Here is a 20537-nt window from a genome sequence, read left to right as displayed (position 1 = left end):
GGGGGCAAGAACGAAAAGAAGGGGCTCAGGACTGCGCCGCGCGCACCGACGGATGCCAGAAATTGACGCGTCGTTCGCAGAGCACCAGCAGGCTGTAGAGCGCCGAACCCACGATGGCCGAGAGCACGATCGCGGCCCAGACCAGCGGCATCTGCATGCGCGCAGCCTCGGTGGAGATCCGGAAGCCCAGGCCTGCCGTGGGCGAGCCGAAGAACTCGGCGACGATGGCGCCGATCAGGGCCAGGCTGGCATTGACCTTGAGCGCGCCGAAGATGAAGGGCATGGCTGCGGGTAGCCGCAGCGCCAGCAGCTGCTGACGCGCGCTGGCCGCGTAGGAATGCATCAGTTCGCGCTCCAGCTTGCCGGCGGCCCCAAGGCCCGCCAGGGTGCTGACCATGGCCGGGAAGAAGGTCATCAACACCACTACGGCGACCTTGGAAGGCCAGTCGAAGCCGAACCACATCACCGCGATCGGGGCCACGCCGACCAGCGGAATGGTGCTGGTGAGCGAGGCAATCGGCAGCAGGCCGCGCTGCAGGAAGGGGGAGCGCTCGATGGCAATGCCGGTGGCGATGCCCAGCCCGCTGCCCAGCACATAGCCGGTCAGAACGGACTTCAGCACGGTCTGCACAAAATCGCCGCTGAGCTTGTCGGCTTCGGTGAACAGCGCAACGAGGATGTCGGCCGGTGCCGGCAGAAGTACGCGGGGCACGGCAAAGGCCGTCACCAGGAGTTGCCAGAAATAGAGCATCCAGAGGCCGAACAGGACGGCCGTCAGCGTGGCGACCCAGGGCGGCGAATCCAGCATGGCCAGTCGCTGCACGCTGGTGCGAGCGAGCAGGAACTGGGCGATGCACAGCAACCAGAACGCAGTGGCCGGCTCGGACTCTCCGCTAGGCACCGACAGCAACAGCAGGGCTCCGGTGAGCAGGCTGCCCAGCAGCAACGGGAGGGTGCCGAGCAGGCAGCGCAGGGGTTGCGCCGCCAGCAGCACGCAAACGATCTGGAGTGCCGCAATGCGCAGCGCGGGGCTGTGCAGGGCGGGCAGCGGGATGACCGGATCGAAGCCGCTGAGCGAGAAGGTCTGGCTCAGTGCCAGGCCGGCCGGAATGATCGCCAGCAGTGCGCCGATGGCGCCGGGAAGTTTGGTCTGACTCATGCCTGCCTCCTGCGCCCGACAATCAGGTATTCCACCGCAGCGACCAGCGCGGTGAGCACTACGCCCAGCAGCGCCGCCATGATCAGGGCCGACCAGATCTGCAGGGTGTTGCCGTAGTACGAACCTGTGAGCAGCCGCGCGCCGAGGCCGGCCTGCGCACCGGTGGGCAACTCGGCCACGATGGTGCCGGCGAGCCCGGCGGCGATAGCCACGCGCAGGGAGGGAAACAGGAAGGGCAGGGAAGAGGGCAGGCGCAGGACGAAGAAAGTCTGGATGCGCGAGGCCGAATAGGTGTGGATCAGCTCCATCTCGAGGCGCTGCGGGGCACGCAGGCCTTGCACCATGGCGACCGTGACCGGAAAGAAACACAGGTACATCGCGATCGTGGCCTTGGGCAGCATGCCGGTGATGCCGAGGCTGCCAAGAATGATCAGTACGATCGGGGCGATGGCCAGCACCGGCACGCTCTGACTCGCGACAATCCACGGCATCAGCGCCCGGTCGAGCGTGCGCGAATGCACGATGCATACGGCGAGCAGGCCGCCGAGGGCCAGACCCATGAGGAAGCCGGTCAGCGTGGCACCGGCCGTGACCCAGGCGTGCAGCAACAGGTTGCGCGGTGAGTCGAGCGGCGCGTCAAAAATCGAGGTCCACAGATCCAGCGCGATCTGATGCGGCACCGGCAGCACTGGGCGCTGCATGCTGAAGGTCGCGGCGACCAGCTCCTGCCAGCTCCAGGCACCTTGCGGTGCGAGGACCCGCTCGATCACCCCGGCCGCATTGAGCCAGATAGCGAGCAGATACCAGAGGACGAGCCCGACCGCGAGCAGGGTCGCGACCGGAACCAGATGCTGTTGAAACCGATTCTGGCTCATTGATGCCCCTCCGCCAGCGCCTCGCGTACTTCCTGGGCCAGGCGGGTGAACTCGGGGGTATCGCGGATCGACAGATCGCGTTCGAAGGGCAGTGGTGATTCGATCACTTTCACGATCCGCCCGGGACGCGGTGACATCACCACGATGCGCGTCGACAGATACACCGCCTCGGCGATCGAGTGAGTGACGAACACCACGGTGCGGCGCTCGCGCAGCCACAGCTGCTGCAGCTGCTCGTTGAGCTTGTCGCGGGTGATTTCATCCAGCGCGCCGAAGGGCTCGTCCATCATCAGGATCTTCGGTTCGAAGCCCAGGGCGCGGGCAATCGACACGCGCTGCTGCATGCCGCCGGAGAGTTGCCAGGGATACTTTTTCTCGAAGCCGGCCAGCCCGACCCGCCCCAGCTGCTCGCGCGCAATCTCCTCGCACTCGGCCTTGCTGCGCCCGATCAGCTGCAGGGGCAGCATCACGTTGGCCAGCACGGTGCGCCAGGGGAACAGAGCCGGCGCCTGAAATACATAGCCATAGGCGCGGCGCTCGCGTGCATCGCTTGGCGTCATGCCGTTGACTAGCACCTCGCCTGAAGTGATTGGCTCCAGATCGGCGATTACGCGCAGCAGGGTCGTCTTGCCACAGCCGGACGGCCCGATCAGCGATACGAACTCGCCCCGGTTGATCGTGAAATCGATTTCGCTCAGCGCATGCACCGGGCGATCCGCAGCCTGGTAGATCACGCTGGCCTTGCGGGCTACAACCGCGGGCCGGGCAACGGGGGTTTCAACTGCAGAGTGGGGGCTGGCCTGAAGTTCGGTGGGGTGCGGTGCATTCATCGGGAAGGCGTCCTGAACCGTCAATTTCTTGACCAAATGGTTTAAATTCAGAACACCTATCGCAAACTTCATGCCACCACCGCAATACGCCGCAGAATCGTTCCCGCGCCCGCAAAACGGGTCTCAGACCGTCCGAAAACGGTGCGTGGCAACGCGGGATTGATGCAAATTGGGGCGTCGCAGGCGGCTTGCCTGCTCGTGCGATCTCGGAAGGTGCTGACCGGCTCAGGGGCTGCAGGCTGGTCGCCGACTCGAAGCGGCGCAATGGCGAAAGCGCCCGGGCAGATTCCGGCGCGCTCAGGTGCGTCCAGGCCGTGACATTCAGGCCGGCAGGTGCGGCACAGGTTTTCGGCAGCCGGAAAGCAAAAAGCCCAGCGCGAGGGCTGGGCTTTTTGCTTGAATCTTTGGTGGCCGGTCGCGGAATCGAACCACGGACACGCGGATTTTCAATCCGCTGCTCTACCAACTGAGCTAACCGGCCAAACGAGCCAAGAAATATAGCAATACTTTTTACGTTTGGCAAGCCATTCGTGCAGAGAAACTTGGATGTACCCGCATGTGTAACTCAATTTATCCGTGCGGATGCCGATAGCCCTGCGAATACGTTGAAACAGACCGCTCACCCCATGAATACCGAGAGCTCCCAGAAAGATTATTTCATCACCCCCGAGCAGCTGAGCGTCGGGCTCTTCGTGTTCATCGATCTGCCTTGGTTCAGTCATCCGTTCAGTTTCAACAGTTTCAAGATCCGCAGCAACGACCAGATCCAGACCCTGCGTGGGTTGGGGGTGAAGCGTTTCCGTTATGACCCGGATCGCAGCGACGCTCCGCAGTTTCCGGCCGCCGCCATGGCCACGGTTGAGCCGGTGGCGACGACGGCTGAGGCGTCTTTGCCGGAGTCTGCCGATGCGGCTGATCCGGCTTTGGCTGCCAAGCGCGAGCGCGTTGAGCGTTTGCGCGAGCAGCGCGTTCGTATGGGCAATGTGGAGAAGGCCTTCGTGAAGGCCGCCAGCATCATGCGCAACATCAATCGCAACCTGCAGGCGCGGCCGAAGGAATGTATCGAGGAAATCGGCGAGCTGGTGCAGCAGATGGCCCAGGCCTTTCTTGAGGCCCCCGAACTGACCCTGCATGTGATGGGCGAGAAGGCGGGTGGTGAAGAGGTGTATTACCACGGCCTCAATACCTCGATTCTTTCCATGATGCTGGCCCGCGATATGGGTATGGCCATGGAGGAGGGCAAGGTGCTGGGCCTTGGCGCACTGATGCACGACATTGGTCTGATCGAGATTCCGGACCGGGTGCTGAAGAAGACCGATGAGCTGACCCACGCCGAGAGCGAATTGCGCAAGCTGCATTGCGAGTACGGCGTGCGCATCGGTCAGAAGGCGGGGCTGCCGGGCAGCGTGCTGAGCATCATCTTCCAGCACCATGAGATGGCGGACGGTACGGGCTATCCAAAGGGACTCAAGGGCGAGACGATCCATCCGCTGGCGCGCATCGTGTCGCTGGCAAACTACTACGACAATCTGTGCAATCCGGTGAATACCGCGAAGGCGCTGACACCTCATGAGGCCTTGTCGCTGATGTTCGCGCAGCGGCGTGCCAAGTTCGATGCCAAGGTTCTGCAGATCCTGATCAAGAACCTCGGCGTCTATCCGCCGGGCAGCATCGTGAAACTATCTAACGATGCGCTGGCCTTGGTACAGTCGGTGAATCCGCAGAAGCCCCTGCGCCCCTGGGTAGTGGTGTATGACCCGGATGTGCCCAAGGAAGAGGCCATCATGCTGGATCTGGAGCAGGAGCCCGATATCAATATCAGCAAGGCAATCCGCCCGGGCCAGTTGCCGGCCGAGGTGTTCCGCTACCTGAGCCCGCGTACCCGGGTAACGTATTTCTTTGACGCTGATTCGCGTGGCGGAGGCGGCAGGTCATGAGTCAGCCGGCACCGGAAGCGATCCTGCTCGACGCCTGCAGCGAGATCATGCTGCTGGTCGATCCGGTCTCGCTGGCGATTGTCGCGGCGAGTGCGGCGGCCACCCGTGAGCTGGGCTATTCGCGTGAGGAATTGCTCGGCAAGCTGATCACCGATATTGAATGTGCGCTCGCGGACGTGTTCTTCTGGGAAGAGGTGCGTAACGGTGGCAGTGCTGAGCTGGTGGATGCGGAAGGCCTGCATCAGTGTGCCGATGGCGAAATGCTGGCCACGCTCAAGAATGTGACCCGGATGAGCGAGGCGCCGGGCTGGATCATCGTGCGGGCGCACGGAATCGCAGCCAGGAAGCGTGCTGAGGAAGAGCTGGCGCTGATGACCTCGCAGCTGCGTGCCACGCTCGAAGCTACGGCCGATGGCATCCTGGTGCTGGATCGCCAGGGCCAGATCAGCAATATGAACCGGCGTTTTTCGCGGATGTGGCAGCTGCCGGGTGAGCTGCTGCTGCGCCACGAGGATCGGCGCCTGATGGCCTACATTCTCGACCAGATCAGTGAGCCGGAAATCCATGCGCGACGGATCACCGAACTGGGCGCCGATGACGAGCGCGAGACTTTCGATGCCTTGCCGCTGCGCGATGGCCGCATGTTCGAGTGCAAGTCGCGCCCGGCGCGCCACGGCGAACAGGTGATCGGCCGGGTGTATTGCTTCACTGACGTCACCCAGCGCCACCGCGCCGAACAGGATCTGATCGCCGCGCGCGATGCGGCCACCTCAGCCAGCCGCGCCAAGGGCGAGTTTCTCGCCATGATGTCGCACGAGATCCGCACGCCCATGAACGGCATCATCGGCATGGCCCAGCTGCTCGAATCCACCCCACTGAACACCGAGCAGCATGAGTACGTGCGCACCATGCGGACCTCGGGCGATGCTCTGCTGGCGATCATCAATGACATCCTCGATTACTCGAAGATCGAGGCGCGCAAGCTGGAGCTGGAGAAGACCCGTTTCCGCCTCGACAGCCTGCTCGAAGATCTTGGCCGCCTGTTCTCGCTGCAGGCGCGTGACAAGGGCCTCAGCTATCACAGCCTGATGGCACCGGGCACCCCGCTCAGCGTGGAGGGTGATCCCACCCGCCTGCGCCAGATTCTGGTCAATCTGATCGGCAATGCCTTCAAGTTCACCGCCCGTGGTGCCATCCATGTCACCGTGAATGAAGTGCAGCGCGAGGCTTCGCGGACTCGCCTGCGCTTTGCCGTGCGTGATTCAGGCATCGGCATTCCGGCTGATAAACAGGCCAATATCTTCACGCCTTTCGAGCAGGCCGACATGAGTACTACCCGGCGTTTCGGCGGCACCGGCCTGGGGCTTTCCATCTGCCGCATGCTGTGCGAGCTGATGGAGGGTGAGATCGGTGTCAGCAGCCAGGCTGGCGAGGGCTCGGAATTCTGGTTCGAGATCTGGCTCGCCTGCGCGGAGGTCGACGTCCAGCGCGAGGCCCGGCCCAGCGTGTCGCAGGCCATGGTGCCGGAGGAGGCCAGCATCCTCATCGTCGAAGACAACAGCGTGAACATCATGGTGATCAGCAACCTGCTCAAGAAGCTGGGTGCTCGTCAGCTCAGTGTGGCCCGCAACGGTCTCGAAGCGCTGGAGCAATGCGCAGCCCGGAGCTTCGACCTGATCTTGATGGATACCCACATGCCCGAGATGGATGGCCTCACCGCCACCCGCCTGCTGAGGGAGCGCGGGGTCAGCACGCGCATTGTTGGTGTCAGCGCCGATGCCATGGCCAGTGACCACCATGCCGCCTTGGGTGCCGGCATGGATGACTACCTGACCAAGCCGGTGGCACTTGAAGCCCTGCGCCGTACCATCGAGGCTTGGCTGGGCGCGGCCTGAGCATCGCCGTCGGGCGCGGACCGGCCTACAATTGCTGACTTCCGTCAGAACAACAAACGAGCGCCCCCGCCATGAGCCAGTATTTCACCCATCACGTCTTCGTCTGCTGCAACCAGCGCGCAGCGCCCGATGCCTGCTGCAACACCCATGGTGCCAGCGAGCTGCAGACCTATGCCAAGGAGCGCGTCAAGGAACTGGGCCTGTCCGGCAAGGGCCAGGTGCGTATCAACAAATCCGGCTGCCTCGGCCGCTGTGATGATGGTCCGGTGCTGGTCGTCTATCCGGAGGGCACCTGGTACACCTTCGTCGATAAGGAAGACATCGACGAGATCATTCGCGAGCACCTGCAGAACGGCCGCATCGTGGAGCGCCTGAAGGTATGAAGGCCCTGCCTACTGAAGCCCAGCTGATCGCAGGCCCGGACGGGGCCATCGAGCTGCTGATCGATGCGCCCGAGGCCCCGCGGGGCATTGCGCTGGTTTGTCATCCGCACCCGCTGTTCGGCGGCGCCAACACCAACAAGGTGGCGCACACCCTGGCCCGTACCCTGCGCGATCTGGGCTACGTCGCGCTGCGACCGAACTTTCGCGGTGTCGGCAAATCGGAAGGGACACACGACAATGGTGGTGCCGAGACCGAAGACATGCTCGCCGTGCTCGACTGGGCCCATGCGCGCTGGAACCTGGATGCCTACCGCCCCACCGTGCTGGCCGGTTTCTCCTTCGGCGCTTTCGTCCAGACCCGGGTCGCCAAGCGCCTGAGCGACGCCGGGCAGGCCGCCAAACGCCTGATTCTCGTCGGCACCGCCGCCGGGTTTGTCGAAGGTGCTCGCCAGTACGCGACCGAGGCTGTCAGCCCGGACAGCCTGGTGATCCACGGGTCCAAGGATGAAACCGTACCGCTCGCCAATGTGCTGGCCTGGGCCGAGCCACTCGATGTGCCGGTCGTGGTAGTGCCCGGCGCAGACCACTTCTTCCACGGTCGCCTGCACTGCCTGAAGGACATCATTAATCGCTCCTCCTGCGAGTGCCACTGAACAACAGTAATCCTGTAGGCCGACCTCAGTCGGCCTCCACGTATGGCGTGCGGTTGAAGCCGCACCTACGTGCGACTCACGCTTGATCTCCTGAACAATCCTGAACGGAGCAACATCATGAAGCTGATCGGTTCCCTTACCAGCCCCTATGTGCGCAAGATTCGCGTGCTGCTGCTCGAAAAAGGCATTCCCTTCGAGTTCGTGAATGATTCCCCGTGGGAGCCAGGTAATCATGTGGCGGAGTTCAACCCGCTCGGCAAGGTGCCGGCGTTGGTGACGGATACCGGCGAGATCTTCTTCGATTCGCCGATTCTCGCCGACTACCTTGAAACCCTCGGTGTGTATCCGCCCGAGCTGCCCACTGACGCGCTCGAAGTCCTGCGCGTGAAGCAGCTCGAAGCGTTGGCCGATGGCATTACCGATGCTGCCGTGGTGTGGCTGCTCGAAACCCGCCGCGCCGTCGAAAAACAGGATGCCGCAGTGATCGAACGCCAGCGTGGCAAGATGGAGCGAGGCCTGGATGCTGTCGAAGCGCGTCTGGGCAGCCATGAATTCCTGTACGGCGGCCAGTTCAGCCGCGCGGACATCGCGATGGCCTGTGGTCTGGCCTGGATCGACTTCCGTTTCCCCGCTTATGACTGGCGTAGCAGCCGCCCGGCGCTCGCCGCCCACACCGCGCGCGTGCTGGCCCGGCCGAGTTTCGAAAAGACCATCCCCGTCGCCTGATGCCGCTGCTCATCGAAAACCTGCACAAACACTATGGTGAGCTGGAGGTGGTGCGTGGCATCAGCCTTCAGCTTCAGCCTGGTGAATGCTTCGCCCTGCTCGGCCCCAATGGCGCCGGCAAGACCACCACCCTGCGCTGCGTGCTGGGGCACACCGAGCCATCCGCCGGCAGCATCGAACTCTGCGGCCTGCCGGTACCGGCCCGTGCCCGCGAAGCGCGTGCCAAGGTCGGCGTGGTGCCGCAGAGCGACAGCCTCGACCCGGATTTCACGGTCACCGAAAACCTGCTCACCTTTGCGCGCTATTTCGGCTTGAGCCGGGAGGCGGCACAGGCACGTGTGCCCGAACTGCTGGCTTTCGCCGGGCTGGAGGCCAAGGCCGACGCGAAAGTGCCGTCGCTCTCCGGCGGCATGAAGCGCCGCCTCACCATGGCCCGCGCGCTGGTTGCCGACCCGGATCTGCTGATCATGGATGAGCCCACCACCGGGCTGGACCCGCAGGCCCGCCACCTGATCTGGGATCGCCTCAAGGGCCTCATCGCGCAGGGCAAGACAATTTTCCTGACCACCCATTTCATGGACGAAGCCGAGCGCCTCGCTCACCGCATCGCCATCCTCGATCGCGGCCAGATCATCGCCATGGGCACGCCACGCGAAGTGATTGCGGCCCACATCGAGCCGCAGGTCGTCGAAGTCTTCGGTGAGTGGCAGGGCCATGAAGGCGGTGCGGCGGCCTGGGCGGCAGCCCATGCCGGTGAGTTTGCGAGCCGCTTCGAAGTGAGTGGCGAAACCGCCTTCTGCTACCTTGAGCACCCCGAAGCCCTGCTCGCCCACCTTGCCGCCCAGGGCGGCCTGCGTACCCTGCACCGCCCGGCCAATCTGGAAGATGTGTTCCTCAAGCTCACCGGACGGGAGATGCGGGATGAGTAAACTCCTGGTTCCACTGGATCTCTCCCCGCGTCGCGCCCTGTCAGTATGGCGCCGTAATGCCGACGTCTGGCGCCGCCTCGCGATCCCTTCCTTGCTCGGCAATCTGGCCGATCCGCTGATCTACCTGCTGGGTCTGGGTCTGGGTCTGGGCGCCCTGCTACCGCAGGTGCATGGCGTGAGCTATATCAGCTTCCTTGCCACTGGCACGGTGGCTTTCTCGACCATGAACGCCGCCACTTTCGAGGCGCTCTATTCCGGCTACGCACGGGCGCATCAGCAGAAAACCTGGGAGGCGATCATGAACGCACCCCTCTCGCTGGACGATGTGATGGCCGGCGAGTGGCTGTGGGCGGCGACCAAATCGCTGTTCTCGGGCGGCGCCATCCTGATCGTGATCAGCCTCTTCGGGCTGGTGCCCTGGACGCATGCGCTGGCTGCGCTGCCGCTGGTGTTCCTCACCGGTCTGTGTTTTGCCGGCATCGGCTATATCGCCACGGCGCTGGCGCCGGGCTATGACTTTTTCATGTACTGGTTCACGCTCTTCATCAGCCCGATGGCCATGCTCTGCGGGGTGTTCTTCCCGCTGGAACAGTTGCCGGCCTTCGTGCAGGGCGCGGCGCTGGTGCTGCCGCTGGGGCATGCCATCGGGGCGATCCGGCCACTGCTGCTGAGCGGAGCTACGGATGGGCTCTGGCTGCATGTGCTGGTGCTGTCTGCATACGCCCTGATCGGCATGGCGCTAGCCAGAGCCCTGATGCGTCGTCGCCTGCTGCGCTGATTGCCCGCAAGGGCAAGTGCACTTGGGCTGCCGGCCCTCAGAATCAGCGGGCCGGTGCCTTGCCGGGGCTGGCCCGAAGGGCTGCTTAATCTGTCTCGATCATGAAATTACCCCAGGAGTCCGGAAGCGATTCAGACGAGGAGCTGCTTGCGCGACAGGCCACCGGCCTGCTGCGCATGATCATTCTGCTCACCCTGAGTCTGGGCGTCGGTCTCGGTCTACTGGTCGTTCTGGGTAACGAACAGCCGCAGCCACTGGGCTGGGCGGTGGTATTCGGGCTGGCACTGCTGTGTGGGGTGTCGCTTCTTCTGCTGGAACACTATCCGTCAGCCGTGGCGCGGCGGACCTTCACCTGGGGCTTTACGGGCCTGATCGTGTTGCAGTGTCTGCTGGTCAACGGCATCCGCAGCCCGATTGCGGCGCTGTTGCCGGTTGTGGTGATGCTCAGTGCCTGGTCCGGCCGCCAGCGCGAGACGCTCGCTCTGGGCCTCTTCGCGCTCAGCGCGCTGGGCCTGATGGCGGGTTTGGACGGCATTTTCTGGCCCCAGCAGCAACCCCGCTCGGCGCTCAATTTCTGGGCCAGCTATGCCTTCTGCATTATCACTGGCTCCGTCATTGCCAGCCGGATCGCCCACACCTTGCAAGGCCATTACAGTCGCCAGAAGCAACTCGGGGAACAGTTGGCCGATCAGGTGCGCGAGATGCAGCAGGCCAGGGAGAAGTTCTCCACCTTCTTTTTCATGAACCCGGTGCCGGTGAGCATTACCTCACTCAGCACCGGGCGCTATGTGGAGGTCAATCCGGCCTGGGAAAAGATTGGCGGCTGGACCGGCGAGGAGTTGCGCGGCCGTAACTCGCTGGATCTGGGCATCTGGGTTACGCCGGAGGAGCGTGAGGAATGGATTGCCGAATTCAGTGCGGCCGGACGCATGAGCAATCGGCTGACGCGTTTTCGCCTGCGCGATGGTTTGATTCGCTATTTCCTCGCCAGCAGCGAGGTGATCAATTACGAGGGCGAGCGCTGTGTGTTTGCGGCTTTCATCGATATCACCGAGCAGCGCGAAGCTGAGGCCCGCCTGCGCGAACTCAATGTAAAGCTCGAGGAACACGTGGCCGAGCGCACACGCAGCCTCGCTGAAGCCAACCAGTCGCTGGCGCGCAGCCTTGAGACCCTGCAGCAGACGCAGGACGAATTGGTGCATGCTGAAACCATGGCCTCGCTGGGCTCGATGGTGGCGGGTATTTCGCATGAGCTGAATACCCCGATCGGCAATGCACTGACGGTCAGCACGGCTCTGCAGGATCAGGTGCGTGACTTCTCGGAACGCATCCGGCGTGAGCCGATCACCAAGCAGGCCCTTTTCGATTTTCTCGGCGATCAGCACACCGGTGCAGACCTGGTGGCGCAAAGCCTGCTGCGGGCGGCCGAGCTGGTCACCAGCTTCAAGCAGGTCGCGGTGGATCAGGCTTCCGAGCGCCGCCGCGGTTTTGATCTGGCCGGTGCCATGGGTGACATCCTCAGCACCTTGAGGCCCATGTTCAAGCACAAGCCGATCGAGCTGCGCGTTGATCTGGCTCCCGGCATTGCCATGGACAGCTATCCCGGCCCGCTCGGTCAGGTCATCAGCAACCTGACCCAGAACGCCATCCTGCACGGCCTCGATGGTGCAGACCACGGTACGGTTAGCATCGAAACCCGCGCCGTCGGCACTGAGCGGCTGGAGATCGTGGTCAGCGACAACGGTCGTGGCATTGCCGCCGAACACCTGCCGCGCATCTTCGACCCCTTCTTCACCACCCGCCTGGGCCGCGGCGGCTCCGGGCTGGGCCTGTCGATCACCCACCGTCTCGTCACCACCATCCTGGGCGGCAGCATCAGCGTGCGTTCCACCGAGGGCGAGGGTGCCAGCTTCAGGCTTGAGCTGCCGCGCATCGCACCGCAGCGCGAAGAGGTCGCGGACGACGCCTAGCGGCCGGTGGCGCTGGTAAGCTTGCCGCCATGCCTGCCACCGATGCCCTGCTGATTCTTTGCAACGTACCCGATACCACTTGTGCACACACGATCGCCCAGGCGCTCGTGGAACGCCGGCTCGCCGCCTGTGTCAACATCCTCGCGCCTTGCCAATCGGTGTATCGCTGGCAGGGCAAGGTCGAAACCGCCAGCGAAGTACCGCTGCTGATCAAGAGCACGGCCGAGCGTTACGCCGAGCTTGAAAGCGCGCTGCGCTCGCTGCATCCCTACGAAGTCCCGGAAATCATTGCCCTGCCGATTGCTGCCGGCCTGCCGGCTTACCTCGCTTGGCTTGTTCAGGAAACGGCATGAAAGCCCTGTTTACCCTCCTGCTGCTGTGTGCAAGCCTGCTTGGCCATGCCGCCCAGCCCGAACCGCTGCCACCGGAGCAAGCTTATCGCCTTGCCGCCAGCCTGCTCGATGAACGCACGATTGAAGTGCGTTTCCAGATCGAGCCCGGCTACTACCTGTATCAGTCCAAGCTCGGCTTCGCGCTGGCCGGCACTCCGGCGACGCTGGGCAAGATCGCATTGCCACCGGGCCTGCCCCACGAAGACCGGTTCTTCGGCAAACAGCCGGTCTATCGTGAAGGCGTGGTCTTCACCCTGCCACTGGATCAGGCGGTGGGCGAGGGCGCAGTGCTCACCGTGAGCCACCAGGGCTGCGCTGATTTCGGCATCTGCTACCCGCCCAGCGAAGTGCCGATCGAGCTTCACCCGGCCACCATGAGCCAGGTGAGCAAGCCCTCCGGCGCCTCGCTGCTCGCGCTTGAAACTCCATCGCCGGGGGCACAGGAAACCGCTTCCGCCGCGGTGTCTGCGCCTGAAGAGGAGCGCATCTCTGGTCTGCTCGACGGCGGCAACCTCCTGCTGATCCTTGCCAGCTTCTTCGGCTTCGGCCTGTTGCTCTCCTTCACGCCCTGCACCCTGCCGATGCTGCCGATCCTCTCCGGCATCATCGTCGGCCACGGCCACAAGATCAGCCAGCGCCGGGCCTTCTTCCTGTGCAGTGCCTATGTGCTGGGGATGGCCGCCACCTATGCTGCGGCTGGAGTCGCCGCGGCCTTCTCGGGCCAGCTGTTGTCCGCCTGGCTGCAGAACGTATGGGTGCTCGGTGCCTTCGCGCTGCTCTTCGTGGTTCTCGCGCTGGCCATGTTCGGTGTGTACGAGTTGCAAGTGCCGGCGCGCTGGCAGCACAAGCTCTCCGCCAGCGCTCATCATCATGGCGGCTCGGCCCGCCAGCTCGCCATCATGGGCGCCATCTCGGCGTTGATTGTGGGCCCCTGCGTTGCCGCCCCGCTGGCCGGCGCCCTGCTCTATATCGCCAAGACGCACGATGCCCTGCTCGGCGGCCTTGCCCTGTTCATGCTGGGCCTCGGCATGGGGGCACCGCTGATCCTGGTTGGCGTAGCCGCGCGCCGCTTCCTGCCCAAACCCGGCGCCTGGATGGAAGGCGTCAAGCGCTTCTTCGGCTTCCTGTTGCTGGCCACTGCGCTGTATCTCGTCGCCCCGGTATTGCCACCGCTTCTGCCCATGCTTGGCTGGGCCGCACTGCTGCTGGTTGGCGGCATTTTCCTGCATGCGCTGGATAGCCTGCCGCCCGATGCGAAGCCGCTGCAACGTCTGTTCAAGGCCTCGGGCATTCTGCTGCTGCTCGCCGGCGCCGCCATCTTCATCGGCGCGCTGGCCGGCAGCCGCAATCCGCTGCAGCCTCTGTCTGGCCTCAGCGGCTGCAGCACGGCAGCCGCCTGTGAAAATACCGCACCGCGCTTCGAGCGCATCAACAGCAGCGCCGAGCTGGATGCGCGCATCGCCGCCAGTAGCCGGCCGGTGATGCTCGACTTCTACGCCGACTGGTGCGTGAGCTGCAAGAAAATGGAGCAACAGACCTTCGCCGACCCGGCCATCGCGGCCCAGCTCGCCGGTTTCACGCTTCTGCAGGCAGACGTCACCGCCAATCTGCCCGAGCACCGCGAACTGCTCAAACGCTTCGGCCTCTTCGGCCCGCCCGGTACTCTGTTCTTTGCGCCGGCCGGCAAGGAAGTGGCGGGTAGCCGGGTGATCGGCTTCATGGCACCGGAGCGCTTCGGCAAAATCTTGCAAAACGTGAAAGGCCACCCATGAGCGATATCGAACGCCTCAATCCGGCGGCCCGCTATGCCGACGCCACGATCTTCAAGGGCTTGGTGCAGGCTGTCGAAGTACCCGCCTCGGAGGAAGGTGATATCCGCAGCCAGACCGCCGAAATGCTGGCTCTGCTTGAATCCACGCTGGAAGCCGCTGGTTCGGACAAGGGCCGGCTGTTGATGGCCACCATCTACCTCATCGACATGGCTGACTACGCGGGTATGAACGAGGTGTGGGAAAAGTGGTTGCCCGCCGGTAGCGCGCCGGCGCGGGCTTGTGTGCAGGTGGCCGCGCTGGCCCGGCCAGGCTGGCGGGTGGAGATTGCGGTGATGGCGGCACAGGGCGCGTAGGTGCGACTTCAGTCGCACACCGAGCGTGGTAGCGAACCGAAGTCCGCCCTACAGCCCTCCTTCACGTTCATGTTTGCCCAAACCCGCACTCAGCTACGGGTCGCGTTTGCCCCCCCGAAGCCCTAAAATGGAGGGTCTGCCGCCCCCGGCAGGCCACAGAAAAGCGTCCCCAGCCATGCAACTCGCCCCAGAATTCGTGACCGCCCAGCCGCCCGTGCGTTTGCGCGAGATTCCTTACAACTACACCTCGTTTTCCGATCGCGAGATCGTGATCCGCCTGTTGGGCGCCGAGATGTGGGCCGTGCTGGATAGTTTGCGCGCCGAGCGCGTCACCGGTCGCTCCGCACGCATGCTTTACGAAGTGCTCGGCGATATCTGGGTGGTGCAGCGCAACCCGTATCTGGAAGACGATCTGCTCGATAATCCGGGCCGCCGCAAGGCCTTGCTCGAAGCCCTGCGCCATCGCCTGCGTGAAGTCGAGAAGCGGCGCCTGGATTCGCAAACCGAAGATGTGGATCGCAGCGAGAAAGTGGGCCTGCTGGTCGCCGCCGCCAACAAGGCAGTGGACGCCTTCGCAGCCCATTTCGAGCGCACCGCCGCGCTACGCGCCAAGGCACTGAAGCTGCTCTCACGCCATACCCGCCGCGACAACATCGCCTTCGATGGTTATGCTCGCGTCGCCCACGTCACCGATGCGACCGACTGGCGCGTCGAATTCCCCTTCGTGGTGCTCTACCCGGATACCGAAGAGGAAATCGGCCATCTGGTGCGTAGCTCGATCGAGCTGGGCCTCACCATCATCCCGCGTGGCGGCGGCACCGGCTATACCGGCGGCGCCGTGCCGCTCACACCGAACTCGGTGGTTATCAACACCGAGAAGCTGATCGATATCGGCAAGGTGGATTTCAATACTTCACTGCCCGGCGTGGAGCAGCCTTACGCCACAGTCTTCACCGGCGCCGGCGTGGTCACGCGCCGGGTGATGGATCTGGCCGACGATACCGGTCTGGTCTTCGCCTGCGATCCGACCTCGGCCGATGCCTCGTGCATCGGCGGCAACATCGCCATGAACGCCGGTGGCAAGAAGGCCGTGCTGTGGGGCACGGCGCTGGACAACCTCGCCTCGTGGAAGATGGTCACGCCGGACGGCAACTGGTTGGAAGTCGAACGCCTGAACCATAACCTCGGCAAGATCCACGATCAGGCCGAAGTGATGTTCCGCCTGAAGCGTTTTGATGCCGATGGCAAGAAGCTGCTTGGCGAAGAATTTCTGACCATCCCCGGCGAGCGTTTCCGCAAGGTGGGCCTCGGCAAGGACGTGACCGACAAGTTCCTCGGCGGCCTGCCCGGCATCCAGAAGGAAGGCTGCGACGGCATCATCACCAGTGCACGCTGGATTCTGCACAAGATGCCGCCGCACACCCGCACGGTGTGCCTGGAATTCTTCAGCCAGGTGCGTGAAGCCGTGCCGGCGATTGTCGAGATCAAGGACTTCATTGAGCGCCTGCCCAAGGTGGGCGATGCGCGCGTGCTGCTGGCCGGCCTCGAGCACCTCGACGAGCGTTACGTGAAGGCTGTCGGCTACGCGACGAAAGCCAAGCGCCACGGCCGGCCAAAGATGGTGCTGATCGGCGATATCGTCGGCGACGACGAGAACGCCGTGGCGCAGGCCGCCTCCGAAGTGGTGCGTCTGTGCAATGCGCGCGGTGCCGAAGGCTTCATCGCCGTTACCGCCGAGACGCGCAAGAAATTCTGGCTCGACCGCTCGCGCACCGCCGCAATCGCCAAGCACACCAACGCCTTCAAGGTGAATGAAGACGTGGTGATCCCGCTGCCGCGCATGGGCGATTATTGCGATGGCATCGAGCGGATCAATATCGAACTCTCGATCAAGAGCAAGCTGCGGCTGGTCGAAGCACTGGATACTTTCTTCCGTGGCAATCTGCCGCTACGCGCCACGGAATCGGCGCTGGAAAAAGACGAGCTGATCGGCGACCGCCGCGTGCGCGTGCTGGATGCCATCGCTACCGTGCGCAGCCGCTGGACCTGGCTGCTGGAAAACCTCGATCTGCCGCTGAGTGAGGCCGAAGCGAAGTTCGCAGAGCTGGGCATCAACGCCGGCCCGCTGCAAAACCGGGCCGACGAACTGCGCCTGTTCCATCGCGTTCAAGACTATTCCGTGCGCATTTCGTGGAAGGCCGAGCTGAAAGCCGCCATCGAAGAGATTTTCGAAGGCAACACCTACCGCCCGATCATCGAGCGCATGGAGGCGATCCACAAGGAAGTGCTGCGCAGCCGCGTGTTCGTGGCCCTGCACATGCACGCCGGCGACGGCAATGTGCACACCAACCTGCCGGTGAACTCCGATCACTACGCCATGCTGCAGGAGGCGTACGCGGCGGTCGAGCGCATCATGCATCTGGCGCGCGGGCTGGGCGGCGTGATCTCCGGCGAGCATGGCATCGGCATTACAAAATATGAATTCCTCAGCGAAGAAGAGCTCGCACCCTTCCACGCTTACAAGCAGAAGGTTGACCCGGAAGGGCGCTTCAATGCCGGAAAGCTGATGCCCGGCGCCGATCTGCGCAATGCCTACACGCCCTCTTTCAACCTGATGGGCCACGAGTCGCTGATCATGCAGCAGAGCGACATCGGCGCGATCTCGGCCTCGGTGAAGGACTGCCTGCGTTGCGGCAAGTGCAAGCCGGTCTGCTCCACGCATGTGCCGCGCGCCAACCTGCTCTACTCGCCGCGCAACAAAATCCTCGCCACGTCTCTGCTGATCGAGGCCTTCCTGTACGAGGAACAAACGCGGCGTGGCGTGTCGATCAAGCACTGGGAAGAATTCGAGGACGTGGGCGACCACTGCACGATCTGCCACAAGTGCTACACGCCCTGCCCGGTAGATATCGATTTCGGCGACGTGTCGATGGCGATGCGCAGCCTCTTGCGCAAGATGGGCAAACAGAGCTTCAACCCGGCCAAGACGCTGGCCATGGCCTTCCTCAATACGACCTCGCCGGAGAAGATCAAGTTCCTGCGCAAGGTGTCGATCGAGTGGGCCTACAAGGCGCAGCGTCTGGGTGTGGATCTGCTGCGGCCGTTCAGTAAGGGCAGCACAAAGCAGCCACCGGCCTCGCTGGGCAAGCCAGCGCTGAAGGCGCAGGTGATCCACTTTGTGAACAAGAAGATGCCGGGCAACCTGCCGAAGAAGACTTCGCGTGCGCTGCTCGACATCGAGGACGATCACGTCGTGCCGGTGATCCGCGATCCGCAGAAGACCAAGGTCGATTCGGAAGCCGTGTTCTACTTCCCGGGCTGCGGCTCGGAGCGACTCTTCTCGCAAGTGGGTCTCGCCACCCAGGCCATGCTCTATCACGTCGGCGTGCAGACGGTTTTGCCGCCGGGCTATCTGTGTTGTGGCTATCCGCAGCGCGGCTCGGGTCAGGATGACAAAGCCGAGAAGATCACCACCGACAACCGCGTGCTCTTCCATCGCGTTGCCAACACCCTCAACTACCTCGACATCAAGACCGTGGTGGTGAGCTGCGGCACCTGCTTCGATCAGCTCACCAAGTACGAATTCGATAAGATCTTCCCGGGCTGCCGCCTGATGGACATCCACGAATTTCTGCTCGAGAAGGGCGTGAAGCTGGAAGGGGTGAGTGGCACCCGCTACATGTATCACGACCCCTGCCACAGCCCGATGAAGCAGCAGGATCCGCTCAAGACGGTGAATGCGCTGATTACCGGTGTGGCCGGTCAGGCCAAGATCGAGAAGTCGGACCGCTGCTGCGGCGAATCCGGCACGTTGGCCGTGGCCCGCCCGGACATCTCGACCCAGGTGCGCTTCCGCAAGGAAGAAGAGCTGGTGAAAGGCGCAGACAAGCTCCGCGCGGATGGCTTCGAAGGTGATCTGAAGGTGCTCACTTCCTGCCCCGCCTGCCTGCAGGGGCTGCAGCGTTACAACGAAGATGTTGAAAAGCTCGACGCCGATTACATCGTGATCGAGCTGGCCAAGAACATCCTCGGCCCGGACTGGCTGCCCACCTATGTGCAACAGGCCAATACCGGTGGCATTGAGCGCGTGCTGCTCTAAGCCTCTACAAACGAGTGTCATCAAGAAGGCCCGTGTGACTTTTGTCACACGGGCCTTTTGCTTGGTGCCTGTCCCCTCGGGCAAAACCTCGCAAACTGCCCTTTCGGCAGGCCGGCAAGGCCGGCACGGCTTCGTAGAATCAGTCCGCTACCGTATCTATGGATGAAGCCATGCAGCACGCAACCCGCAATGACGATGCCCTGACTACGACCTGCTTCGATCTCGAGGGCTACGAGGTTTTCGCGAATAAAGAAGAGTACCCGGCCACTCTGGCCCTTACGACGCCGGCCGCCTTGGCGGCTAACGGGCCGATCGATCTACCGGCCATCCCCACCGTTTGTCTGTCTCAGCCTCCTGCTCCGATGCGCCTCGACAACTGGCGCTTGGTGCTGGTGCGTGGTGTCATCGAAGCCATTACCCCGAATCACATCGTGGGCTCGGCTGTGCAGATTCCCAAGGGCCGCACCAGCCCGATTGCCGCATTCGATCCGCTGACCCGCCGCGTGCGTACCCACAGTGGCTCGGTGTATGAGCTGGGAATCCCCGAGATGGCTTTCGAGCGCGTGTCGCCAGAGGTCATGCGCTGCCTCGGTTTCTGAGCTAATAAGCACATTGCCTCCTGTCATCCAGCAGGCATGACAGTGGCGCTGTTTTACGGCAGCATGGCATTCCCGAGCGGATTGCTCGGGCTTTCCTCTTCATCTGCTGATCCGCTGCCATCATGTCTTTCCGCCTGCTTGCCTGCATCGCCCTTGTTCACGTTGTTTCAGCGGCTGCCCAGCCGGCTGGTAAGCCCGCGCTGACGGTCAGCCTGGTCACCCCCCAGGCGCAGGAGTGGTCCACCCAGATCACCGCCAACGGCAGCATTGCGGCCTGGCAGGAAGCCATCATTGGCGCCGAGATTGGCGGCTTGCGCCTCGACGAGGTGGCGGTGAACGTGGGCGATCACGTCAAGCGCGGTCAGGTGCTGGCTCGCATGCAGCGCGATGTGGTGGAGGCTGAGCTGGCACAGAGCCGGGCCAGTCTGGCCGAGGCCGAAGCCGCCCTGTTCGAGGCCAAGACCAACGCCGATCGTGCCCGCCAGATCAAGGACAGTGGCACTTTCAGCGCCCAGCAGGTGGATCGCTACATCACCAGTGAGGCGACTGCCCAGGCCCGAGTCGAGGTGCTCAAGGCCAAGCTCCGCGCGGATCAGTTGCGCATGGATAAGACGGTGGTGCGGGCGCCCGATGACGGCACGATTTCCGCTCGTAGCGCCACTCTCGGCGCTGTGCTCCAGGCTGGCCAGGAGCTGTTCCGCCTGATTCGTCAGGACCGCCTCGAATGGCGCGCCGAGCTGCCCGCGGCCGATCTGGCCAAGGTGAAGCCGGGCATGACGGCACAGGTCTTCCCGGCCAGTGGCGAACCGATTGCGGCCACGGTGCGCGCACTCGCCCCGACCGTGGACCCGAAGACCCGCAACGCCTTGGTTTATGCCGACATCAAGACACGGGGTGAAGCGCGGCCCGGCATGTTTGCGCGCGGTGAAATCCGTCTGGGTGTCCAGAAAGTGCTGACGCTGCCGCAGGGCGCAGTGCTGCTGCGCGACGGCTTTGCCTATGTGTTCCGGCTCGGCACGGACAGCCGGGTGCTGCAGACCAAGGTCACGCTGGGGCGTCGCCAGGGCGAGCGGGTGGAAGTCAGTGCCGGGCTGGAGGCGGGCAGCCAGGTGGTCGTGAGTGGCGTGGGCTTTCTCGCGGATGGCGATCTGGTGCGTGTAGCACCGGCCGCAGCACGCTGAGGGGCC

The 20537-nt window shown here is 63.7% G+C and carries 17 protein-coding genes and 1 tRNA gene; 14 read left to right on the top strand and 4 right to left on the bottom strand.

Translation table 11 applies throughout. The features are described 5' to 3' along the window. Positions 1 to 25 precede the first annotated feature (25 nt). From Q3Y64_RS09620 to Q3Y64_RS09605, 4 genes are all read right to left on the bottom strand, one after another. Positions 26 to 1159 (bottom strand): ABC transporter permease, encoded by a 1134-nt coding sequence (locus tag Q3Y64_RS09620; RefSeq protein ID WP_303561338.1) that lies wholly within the window; start codon positions 1157 to 1159, stop codon positions 26 to 28. After that, positions 1156 to 2034, bottom strand: a complete 879-nt coding sequence (locus Q3Y64_RS09615; protein ID WP_101940458.1) for an ABC transporter permease — start codon at positions 2032 to 2034, stop codon at positions 1156 to 1158. Before Q3Y64_RS09615 ends, Q3Y64_RS09620 begins: the two co-directional genes overlap by 4 nt. Continuing rightward, positions 2031 to 2864, bottom strand: a complete 834-nt coding sequence (locus tag Q3Y64_RS09610) for an ABC transporter ATP-binding protein (protein ID WP_101940457.1) — start codon at positions 2862 to 2864, stop codon at positions 2031 to 2033. The genes Q3Y64_RS09615 and Q3Y64_RS09610 overlap by 4 nt, the downstream gene beginning before the upstream one ends. A gap of 405 nt (positions 2865 to 3269) precedes the next feature. Further along, positions 3270 to 3345, bottom strand: a tRNA-Phe gene (locus tag Q3Y64_RS09605). Positions 3346 to 3490: 145 nt separating this feature from the next. On the opposite strand from Q3Y64_RS09605, the gene Q3Y64_RS09600 reads away from it, so the two are divergent. The 14 genes from Q3Y64_RS09600 (at position 3491) to Q3Y64_RS09535 (ending at position 20531) form a co-directional block, all read left to right on the top strand. Beyond that, on the top strand, positions 3491 to 4801 hold the full coding sequence (locus tag Q3Y64_RS09600; protein ID WP_101940456.1) for an HD-GYP domain-containing protein: 1311 nt from the start codon (positions 3491 to 3493) through the stop codon (positions 4799 to 4801). After that, positions 4798 to 6696: a PAS domain-containing hybrid sensor histidine kinase/response regulator gene (locus Q3Y64_RS09595; protein WP_303561334.1), complete on the top strand. Its 1899-nt coding sequence runs from the start codon at positions 4798 to 4800 to the stop codon at positions 6694 to 6696. The genes Q3Y64_RS09600 and Q3Y64_RS09595 overlap by 4 nt, the downstream gene beginning before the upstream one ends. 71 nt (positions 6697 to 6767) lie before the next feature. Beyond that, positions 6768 to 7079, top strand: coding sequence for a ferredoxin (locus Q3Y64_RS09590; protein ID WP_101940454.1), 312 nt, complete (start codon positions 6768 to 6770; stop codon positions 7077 to 7079). Next, positions 7076 to 7732: an alpha/beta hydrolase gene (locus tag Q3Y64_RS09585; RefSeq protein ID WP_303561329.1), complete on the top strand. Its 657-nt coding sequence runs from the start codon at positions 7076 to 7078 to the stop codon at positions 7730 to 7732. Before Q3Y64_RS09590 ends, Q3Y64_RS09585 begins: the two co-directional genes overlap by 4 nt. A 117-nt stretch (positions 7733 to 7849) precedes the next feature. Next, positions 7850 to 8458 carry a glutathione S-transferase gene (locus Q3Y64_RS09580; RefSeq protein ID WP_303561327.1) on the top strand — a complete coding sequence of 203 codons (609 nt, stop codon included), beginning with the start codon at positions 7850 to 7852 and terminating at the stop codon, positions 8456 to 8458. After that, positions 8458 to 9387: an ATP-binding cassette domain-containing protein gene (locus Q3Y64_RS09575; protein ID WP_101940451.1), complete on the top strand. Its 930-nt coding sequence runs from the start codon at positions 8458 to 8460 to the stop codon at positions 9385 to 9387. Before Q3Y64_RS09580 ends, Q3Y64_RS09575 begins: the two co-directional genes overlap by 1 nt. After that, positions 9380 to 10165 carry an ABC transporter permease gene (locus Q3Y64_RS09570; protein ID WP_101940450.1) on the top strand — a complete coding sequence of 262 codons (786 nt, stop codon included), beginning with the start codon at positions 9380 to 9382 and terminating at the stop codon, positions 10163 to 10165. The genes Q3Y64_RS09575 and Q3Y64_RS09570 overlap by 8 nt, the downstream gene beginning before the upstream one ends. A gap of 101 nt (positions 10166 to 10266) precedes the next feature. Next, the gene (locus Q3Y64_RS09565; protein ID WP_101940449.1) at positions 10267 to 12135 is read left to right on the top strand and encodes a sensor histidine kinase; all 1869 of its coding nucleotides are present in this window, start codon (positions 10267 to 10269) and stop codon (positions 12133 to 12135) included. A 29-nt stretch (positions 12136 to 12164) separates the two neighbouring features. Continuing rightward, positions 12165 to 12488 (top strand): divalent-cation tolerance protein CutA, encoded by a 324-nt coding sequence (gene cutA, locus Q3Y64_RS09560; protein WP_303561323.1) that lies wholly within the window; start codon positions 12165 to 12167, stop codon positions 12486 to 12488. Next, positions 12485 to 14299 (top strand): protein-disulfide reductase DsbD, encoded by a 1815-nt coding sequence (gene dsbD / locus Q3Y64_RS09555; RefSeq protein WP_303561321.1) that lies wholly within the window; start codon positions 12485 to 12487, stop codon positions 14297 to 14299. The genes cutA and dsbD overlap by 4 nt, the downstream gene beginning before the upstream one ends. After that, the gene (locus Q3Y64_RS09550) at positions 14296 to 14652 is read left to right on the top strand and encodes a RidA family protein (protein WP_101940446.1); all 357 of its coding nucleotides are present in this window, start codon (positions 14296 to 14298) and stop codon (positions 14650 to 14652) included. The genes dsbD and Q3Y64_RS09550 overlap by 4 nt, the downstream gene beginning before the upstream one ends. Before the next feature lie 175 nt (positions 14653 to 14827). Next, complete coding sequence (locus Q3Y64_RS09545; RefSeq protein ID WP_303561319.1) at positions 14828 to 18751, top strand: DUF3683 domain-containing protein; 3924 nt, start codon at positions 14828 to 14830, stop codon at positions 18749 to 18751. Positions 18752 to 18921: 170 nt separating this feature from the next. Next, complete coding sequence (locus Q3Y64_RS09540) at positions 18922 to 19350, top strand: hypothetical protein (protein WP_143707313.1); 429 nt, start codon at positions 18922 to 18924, stop codon at positions 19348 to 19350. A gap of 122 nt (positions 19351 to 19472) precedes the next feature. Beyond that, positions 19473 to 20531, top strand: coding sequence for an efflux RND transporter periplasmic adaptor subunit (locus Q3Y64_RS09535; protein ID WP_303561316.1), 1059 nt, complete (start codon positions 19473 to 19475; stop codon positions 20529 to 20531). Positions 20532 to 20537: the final 6 nt, after the last annotated feature.

The sequence above is a fragment of the Uliginosibacterium sp. 31-12 genome, from assembly GCF_030548425.1.
GTDB lineage: Bacteria > Pseudomonadota > Gammaproteobacteria > Burkholderiales > Rhodocyclaceae > Uliginosibacterium > Uliginosibacterium aquaticum.
Note: the sequence above shows the minus strand (reverse complement) of the source record. Positions and strands in the feature narration are given on the sequence as shown.